This window comes from Cereibacter johrii, assembly GCF_001720585.1.
In the GTDB taxonomy this organism is placed as follows: Bacteria; Pseudomonadota; Alphaproteobacteria; order Rhodobacterales; family Rhodobacteraceae; genus Cereibacter_A; species Cereibacter_A johrii.
Map to the genome: position 1 here is coordinate 1 of NZ_MABH01000156.1, position 6413 is coordinate 6413.

At 72.9% G+C, this 6413-nt stretch carries 7 protein-coding genes; 5 read left to right on the plus strand and 2 right to left on the minus strand.

The window, feature by feature from the left end; genetic code table 11:
• Positions 1–349 precede the first annotated feature (349 nt).
• Both A9O63_RS13800 and A9O63_RS13805 read left to right on the plus strand, forming a co-directional pair.
• The gene (locus A9O63_RS13800) at positions 350–601 is read left to right on the plus strand and encodes a hypothetical protein (RefSeq protein WP_069332464.1); all 252 of its coding nucleotides are present in this window, start codon (positions 350–352) and stop codon (positions 599–601) included.
• A gap of 469 nt (positions 602–1070) precedes the next feature.
• On the plus strand, positions 1071–1580 hold the full coding sequence (locus A9O63_RS13805; RefSeq protein WP_069332458.1) for an RrF2 family transcriptional regulator: 510 nt from the start codon (positions 1071–1073) through the stop codon (positions 1578–1580).
• Between the two features lie 164 nt (positions 1581–1744).
• On the opposite strand, the gene A9O63_RS13810 is transcribed toward A9O63_RS13805, so the two are convergent.
• Both A9O63_RS13810 and A9O63_RS13815 read right to left on the minus strand, forming a co-directional pair.
• On the minus strand, positions 1745–2371 hold the full coding sequence (locus tag A9O63_RS13810; protein WP_069332459.1) for an FMN-binding negative transcriptional regulator: 627 nt from the start codon (positions 2369–2371) through the stop codon (positions 1745–1747).
• A 21-nt stretch (positions 2372–2392) separates the two neighbouring features.
• Positions 2393–3022 (minus strand): LysE/ArgO family amino acid transporter, encoded by a 630-nt coding sequence (locus A9O63_RS13815; RefSeq protein ID WP_069332460.1) that lies wholly within the window; start codon positions 3020–3022, stop codon positions 2393–2395.
• A 72-nt stretch (positions 3023–3094) separates the two neighbouring features.
• On the opposite strand from A9O63_RS13815, the gene A9O63_RS13820 reads away from it, so the two are divergent.
• The 3 genes from A9O63_RS13820 (at position 3095) to cysT (ending at position 6276) form a co-directional block, all read left to right on the plus strand.
• Positions 3095–3994 carry a LysR family transcriptional regulator ArgP gene (locus A9O63_RS13820; RefSeq protein WP_069332461.1) on the plus strand — a complete coding sequence of 300 codons (900 nt, stop codon included), beginning with the start codon at positions 3095–3097 and terminating at the stop codon, positions 3992–3994.
• Between the two features lie 442 nt (positions 3995–4436).
• Positions 4437–5441 carry a sulfate ABC transporter substrate-binding protein gene (locus A9O63_RS13825; protein WP_069332462.1) on the plus strand — a complete coding sequence of 335 codons (1005 nt, stop codon included), beginning with the start codon at positions 4437–4439 and terminating at the stop codon, positions 5439–5441.
• 1 nt (position 5442) lies between these two features.
• Complete coding sequence (gene cysT / locus A9O63_RS13830) at positions 5443–6276, plus strand: sulfate ABC transporter permease subunit CysT (RefSeq protein ID WP_069332463.1); 834 nt, start codon at positions 5443–5445, stop codon at positions 6274–6276.
• The last annotated feature ends 137 nt before the right edge of the window (positions 6277–6413 follow it).

A 6413-nucleotide genomic window follows, 5' to 3' on the forward strand; every position in this document is an offset into this window, starting at 1 on the left:
GAGGCTCCGTCCCGCAGGGCGGGCCGGTCCCGGGCAGCGCGCGCGTCCCACGGGCCGGACCCCGGGGGAGCCTGCCCGCCCTTTCCGGGCTGGGCCTCGGGGAGCCTGTCCGCCCTTCCCGGACCGGGGCGCTCCGGGGCGCTGAGCCGCCGGTCGCCAGGGATTCGGAGCGCTCCGGGATCCCCTGCCGGTTGAACCGGCGCCGCCGCGCCCTATATCCGTGTCAGGCCACCCGGAGCGGATCCTTCCGCTCCTGCGGCAGGCCAGACGAAAAATCCCTTCATTGAATGAAGCCCGGCGGCATTTGCCGCCCAACGATGCGGCAAATGCCGCCAAGAGAAAGAAGACCATGGCACTAGAATTCGACATCACCACCCGGAACGGTCCGGTCGAGGCGCGGGGCACGGTGGACGGGGTCGTCCCCTTCCATTTCGAGGATCACGGCGACCACTGGACGGCCCGGATCGGCGGTCACTGGCAGCATACCGAGGCCCATTCCGCGGGCTCCCGGGCGCCGGACGCCCGGCCGCTGGCCGATACCCGCCGCAACATCTACCGCGCGCTCGCCCTCTTCCGCAGCCAGGCCAAGCGCCTCGCCTGAGGGCCGAAGGCCGCCGCCGGAGATCCTCCGGCAGAGCGGCCCGTGCCGCCGGGCGGGGGCCTCCCCCGCCATGCGCTCTCCGGGACCGATCCCGGACCGGGGTGGGCCCTCCCGGACCCCGGACGGCCGCAGCTTTCCCCCTTCCCTTTCCTGCCCCGTCCCAAAGGCTACCGCACTCCGGGCCGCTTGAGCCTCTCCGGTTCCGCCTTCCGGTCGCGACCGCCAGGGGCAGGCCCGGCCCGGGCGCCTGCCGGGCCATGGCCCCTCTTTCCCACGGTCCCGGGGCCCGGGCCGATGGGACCAAAGACCCGCGCGCTTGCCGCCCGGTCTCCTTCGGGAGGGCCCGCACCGCCGCCCCGCAGGGGCCCGGGCCTCACGGCAAGGGGCGGCCGGCTCTGCGGCAGGAAAACACGACCGATCCTGTGGATCTTTCTTGTGATCCCGGCCCCTGCCCCCTAGCTTGGCGGGCATGATCACCCAGAAGATGAAATATGCGCTGAAGGCCCTCATGGTCCTCGCGGAGGAGAAGTCCGGCGACCGCCGACCCCTCCGGATCGAGGATATCGCGCAACGCTCCGGCACGCCGAAGCGGTTTCTCGAACATATCCTGCTCGACATCCGCAACGCGGGCTACATCGCCAGCACGCGCGGGCGCTCGGGCGGCTATCTGCTGATCAAGGAGCCGGCGCAGGTGCCGCTGAGCGAGCTTCTGCGGATGATCGACGGGCCGATCGCGCCCCTGCCCTGCCTCTCGCGCCGCTCCTACCAGAAATGCGAGGATTGCACCGACGAGGAGAGCTGCCGGATCCGCAAGGTCTTCGCGGGGATCTTCTGGTCCTATCTCGTGCTGATCGACTCGCTCACGCTCGCCGATCTCGTGGGGGTGCCCGCCGCGGCCGAGCAGATCCTTGCCGCCCCCATCCGCCTGCCCGAAGCCGCCGAAGAGCACGAGGGGCCGGGCTCCGCCGCGGGCGTCTGAGGCAGGCCGCACCCCCGACGCTCAGGCACGCGATCCGCCCCGGCACCGCTCTTTCCACCGCGATCCGCGCGAGATCGACGAGGGCACAGACGCCCGCCACAGGCGCGCGGTGCAGCCCCTGACGGAAGGTGAAGGGGGCTGAGGCCGGGGTCGCTCCGAGGCGGCTAATCCAGCGGCACCAGCCCTGCCGCCGCCCGGTCGCCGGGGCGGTCGCTCTCCGCCAGCCCGGCCGCCACGCCCGCGCGGTCTTCCGCGCTGCGGTTCTGGCTCATCTTCCGTTTGCCCTCGATCCGCGCGATCGGCAAGCGAAGGCCCACGATGCCCTTCAGCTGGCTCTGGATGAAGGGGGCGGGCGCATCCGTCACCGCCCAGGGGTCGGGCCGCGGGGCCTCGTGCAGATCGGTCAGGCGGCTCACCACCTCGTGCAGCCGCGTCACGTCCTCGAAGAATTCGGGCGCGCCATAGGCATGGACGGCCACATAGTTCCAGGTGGGCACCCCCCGCCCGGTCTCGCGCTTCGTCGCATACCAGGCCGGGGTGACATAGGCGTCGGCCCCGCCGAAGATCGCCAGCGCCTCGCAGGTGGGCGGCTCGGCCCGCTGCGGATTGGCCCGGGCGAGGTGACCGTAGAGCGTGCCGAGCGGCCCCTCGTCGGGGGCGAGAAACAACGGCAGCGGGGTGGCCATGAGACCGGCGCCGGTGCCGGTCACGAAGGTGGCGAGGCCCGCGGCGCGCATCGCCGCGTGCAGATCGGGCAGCTCCTCCATGCGGAAGGCGGCAGGCGTATACATCGGCGTCTCCGGTCGGGCGGATCAGGCGGCGGTGGACAGGACGCGGGCCAGAAGGCCCCCGGCCAGCAGGATCATGACGGCGCCCACCAGCAGGTCAAGAACCCGCCAGGCGCTCGGCCGGGCGAAGAGCGGCGCGAGCAGGCGGGCCCCGAAGCCCAGGGCCACGAACCAGACCAGGCTGGCCAGGCCCGCGCCCGCCACGAAGGGCCCCTGCGCGCCCGCGGGCTGCGCCGCCCCGACCGATCCCACCAGAAGCACGGTGTCGAGATAGACATGGGGGTTGAGGAAGGTGAAGGCGGCCACGCGGGCCAGCGCTCCCGCCCGCGTCAGCGCCTCCCCTCCGGTCTCCGCGACCAGCCGGGCGGGATGCAGCGCCCGGCGCAGGGCCGAAAGCCCGTACCAGCCGAGGAAGGCCGCGCCGCCGAGCGACAGGCCCGTCACCAGCGCGGGCGCGCGCCCCAGACCCGCTCCGAGACCCGCCACCCCGGCCGCGATCAGCGCCAGATCGGCCAGCGCGCAGAAGGCCACGACCGCGCCCACATGTTCGCGCCGGAGCCCCTGCCGCAGCACGAAGGCATTCTGCGCGCCGATGGCGACGATCAGGCCCAAGGAGAGGCCGAAGCCGGTGAGGAAGGGGGCGAAGTGGGACATGACGGCTTTCCTGCCGCGGGAGGCGGGTGTAGTCCAGTTCAGGATACTGATCCCGGTGAAGCGAGGCTTCAGATGCTCGACTATCCGTCGCTCGCGGCCCTCGCCGCCGTCCTGCGCGAGGGCGGCTTCGAGCGCGCGGCCGCGGTGCTCGGCGTGACCCCCTCGGCCGTCTCGCAGCGGATCCGTGCGCTCGAGGAGCGGGTGGGGGCCACGCTCGTCGTGCGCAGCCAGCCGCCGGTGCCGACCGAGGCCGGGGCGCGGCTCTCTGCCCATATGGAGCGGGTGCGCCTCCTCGAGGGGGAACTCGCGGCCGACCTGCCGCTTCTGGCGGGCGCCGAGGAGGGGCCGGCGACGCTCCGCGTGGCGGTCACGGCGGATTCGCTCGGCAGCTGGTTCCTGCCCGCCGCGGCGCGCTTCTCGGCCGCAACCGGGACGCTCCTCGATCTGGTGCTCGACGGCGAGGACCATACGGCGGCGCGTCTGCGCAACGGCGAGGTGCTGGCCGCCGTCACCGCCGATCCCGCGCCGGTCTCGGGCTGCCGGACCCGGCCGCTCGGCGCGCTCCGCTATCTGGCCACCGCAAGCCCCGCCTTTCTCGCGCGGCATTTCCCGCAAGGGGTGGATGCGGCGGCGCTGGCGGCCGCGCCGGTGCTCCGCTTCGACCGGAAGGACGGGCTGCAGGCGCGCTGGGTCGAGGAGACCTTCGGCCATCCGCTCGCGGCGCCGACCCATTGGGTGCCCTCGACGCAAGGGTTCCTCGATGCGAGCCTCGCGGGGCTCGGCTGGGCGATGAACCCCTGGCCGCTGGTGGCGACGCATCTGGCCGCAGGCCGGCTGGCCGAACTGGTCCCCGGGCGGCCGCTCGACGTGCCGCTGCACTGGCAGCATGCCCGGCTGGGCGCGCGGCTGCTCGAGGCGCTGACGCGGGAAGTGGCCGCCGAGGCGCGCCGGAGCCTCGTGCCCCCCGCCTGACGGCGATCCGGGGCGGCCCGGCGCAAGGCCGCGGCCCTCCTCGGGCCGGCGGATGTCGCTCCCTCACCCCCCGGGCGCACACCGCGGATCCTCCAGGAAAGCAGGCCCTTCTCCCGCCGCCCCGACGGGCGGAGAAGATCCTTCTCCAAATCACGACAAGATCACCAGATATTTTTCGTTGCTAAAGACGATAAACCCTGTCGTAATTGTCGGGACGGCACCGCCGGCCTTCCGGGAGACGATCATGGATGCGCCCGCCCGCCCCTTCGTCCCGCCCACCGGAGGCCCGGAGACCCCCGCCGGACGGCCTCCGGCCCCCGCGCCGAAAGGCCCCGAAAGCCGCACGCGGCAGGCCCGCCGCGGCGGGGTCTCCGGAGGCCGGGGCCAGGACGAACCGGAACGGGCCTTCCCGAAGGCCCGCGCCCCTCGACAGGAGAGACAGATGACGCAGTTCTTCCCCCGCCTTCCGCGCCTTGCCACAGCCGGCCTCGCGCTGGCCCTGGGGCTCGGGGGCCCCGCCTCGGCCGAAACCCTGCTGAACGTGAGCTACGACCCCACGCGCGAGCTCTACCGCGACGTGAACGAGGCCTTCGCCAAGGCCTGGGAGGCCGAGGGCCACGAGGCGCCCGAGATCGAGACCAGCCACGGCGGCTCGGGCGCGCAGGCGCGGGCGGTGATCGACGGGCTCGATGCGCAGGTGGTGACGCTGGCGCTCGCCTCCGACATCGATGCGGTCGCGGCGAAGTCGGGCAAGATCCCGGCCGACTGGCAGAGCCGGCTGCCGCACAATTCCTCGCCCTATACTTCGACCATCGTCTTCCTCGTGCGGGCGGGCAATCCCAGGGGGATCGCCGACTGGGGCGATCTGGTGAAGGAGGATGTGCAGGTCATCACGCCCAATCCCAAGACCAGCGGCGGGGCGCGCTGGAACTACCTCGCCGCCTGGGCCTGGGCCGAGAAGAACGGGCAGGATCCGAAGGCCTTCCTCCACGACCTCTATGCCCATGTGCCGGTGCTCGACACCGGCGCGCGGGGGGCCACCACGACCTTCGTGCAGCGCGGCCTGGGCGACGTGCTGCTGGCCTGGGAGAACGAGGCCTGGCTCGCGCTGGAAGAGCTCGGGCCCGACCGGTTCGAGATCGTCGTGCCCTCGCTCTCGATCCGGGCCGAGCCGCCGGTGGCGCTGGTCGAGGGCAATCTCGCCTCGGACGGGCAGCGCGAGCTGGCCCGTGCCTATCTCGATTTCCTCTATACGCCCGAGGGGCAGGCCCTGGCCTACAAGCACTATTACCGCGGCTGGGACGCCTCGGCCGCCGATCCTGCCGATGTGAAGCGCTTCCCCGATCTCGAGCTGGTGGACATCGGCCATTTCGGCGGCTGGGGCAAGGCGCAGCCCGAGCATTTCGGCGACGGCGGCACCTTCGACCAGATCTACGAGGCGAAATAGGATGCGCGCCCTCCGCGCCCCCTCGCCCCTGCCGGGCTTCGGCCTCGCCATGGGGATCACGCTGACGGCGCTCTCGCTCGTCGTGCTCTTGCCGATCGGCGCCCTCCTCCTCCGGGGGGCGCAGATCGGACCCGCCGATGTGGCGGCCCTGCTCGGGCGCGAGCGGGTGCAGGCGGCGCTGGCGCTCTCGTTCCGCGCGGCGCTCGGGGCGGCGGCGATCAACCTCGTCTTCGGTCTGGCGCTGGCCTGGGTGCTGGCGCGCTACCGCTTTCCGGGCCGCCGCCTCGTCGATGCGGCGGTCGACCTGCCCTTCGCCCTGCCCACCGCGGTGGCGGGCATCGCGCTCACCGCGCTCTATGCGCCGAACGGGGCGATCGGGCGGCTGCTCGAGCCCCTGGGGATCCGCGTGGCCTATAGCGAGGCCGGCATCTGGCTCGCGCTCCTCTTCGTGGGCCTGCCCTTCGTCGTCCGCTCGGTCCAGCCGGTGATCGAGGAGATCGACCGCGAGGTCGAGGAGGCCTCGGCCACGCTCGGCGCCTCGCGGGCGCGCACCTTCGGCCGGGTGATCCTGCCCATGCTCGCCCCGGCGCTGCTCACGGGCTTCGCCCTGGCGCTGGCCCGTGCGGTGGGCGAATATGGCTCGGTCATCTTCATCGCGGGCAACCTGCCGATGCAGACCGAGATCGCCCCCCTCCTCATCGTCATCCGGCTCGAGGAGTTCGATTACGACGGCGCGGTGGCCATCGCGCTTGCCATGCTGGGCCTCTCCTTCGCGCTCCTCTTCGCCATCAACCTCGTCCAGATCTGGAGCCGGCGCCGCATGGGCGCGGTCTGAGCCATGACCCACCTCCCCCTCTCCTCCGCCCGCCGCCTGCCCCGCGCCGCCACGGCCGAGCCCGCCTGGATGCGCCGCCTGCTGATCGCGGCCACGCTCGGGCTTCTCGCGCTCCTCGTGCTGGCGCCGCTCGCCGC